This is a genomic window from Alcanivorax sp. HI0044, assembly GCF_001634945.1.
The window spans coordinates 1-738 of record NZ_LWEZ01001750.1; the positions used below are offsets into that span (position 1 = coordinate 1).

Sequence of the window (738 nt, forward strand, 5' to 3'; positions counted from 1 at the left end):
ATCACATTCACACCGTCACGGGATTCCTCCACGCTTTCCCCCTGACCGGAGACCAGGTCCATGGGGCCGGACACAATCACGGTCTGCAGGCTTTCAACCTTGCCCAACACCGGTGGAATGGAGGTCTGCCAGAACGGCATCAGTGTCATCAGAATTTTCACTCTGGCATCGCTGGCCTGGTGAATAATTTCCGGCGGCGTCATTAAAGGCGAAATGCTGGTGCTCACCATGCCCAGACGCGCCGCCGCAATAAAAGCCACCACATACTGCGGGGTGTTTGGCATCTGCAGGCCCAGGACGTCGCCGGCCTTGACGCCTTGCGAGACAAACAACGCCGCCATGCGATCGGCCATCTCATCCAGTTGCCGATAGCTCATGGCCTGGCCCAGGAACACCAGGGCTTCACGATCCGGAAACTGCTCCGCATACCCCCGCACATAGTCAGACAGGGTCTTCTCGGGCAACTCTGGCAGGCTGTGCCAGTCATGGCCCATTGATTCGTAGGTAGACAGCCAGGGGCGGGTATCCGACTTCATAAAAAGCACCTTCAGTTATTGCTGTTATAGGCTTCAGGGTGGCGCTGCGCATCCGAGTAGGCCTTGCGGGCCAGTGGAATCAGTCGCCACTTTTTCGGTGTCAGGGCGTGCATGGCACGGTACGTGCCACACCACAGACGGAAAAGGCGTTCATCGCTGGTGGTCCAGGGGATCTGGAATTTTTCACGGAACGCAACGGGCA

General features: G+C 58.1%; 1 protein-coding gene and 1 pseudogene. Both read right to left on the reverse strand.

Features of this window, described 5'->3' with window-relative positions; genetic code table 11:
• On the reverse strand, nucleotides 1–536 hold a 536-nt coding region (locus tag A3730_RS26240), incomplete at its 3' end, for an AMP-binding protein (protein ID WP_231884053.1).
• Nucleotides 537–547: 11 nt separating this feature from the next.
• Nucleotides 548–738: pseudogene (locus A3730_RS32255) on the reverse strand (DUF2236 domain-containing protein); the annotation flags it as partial.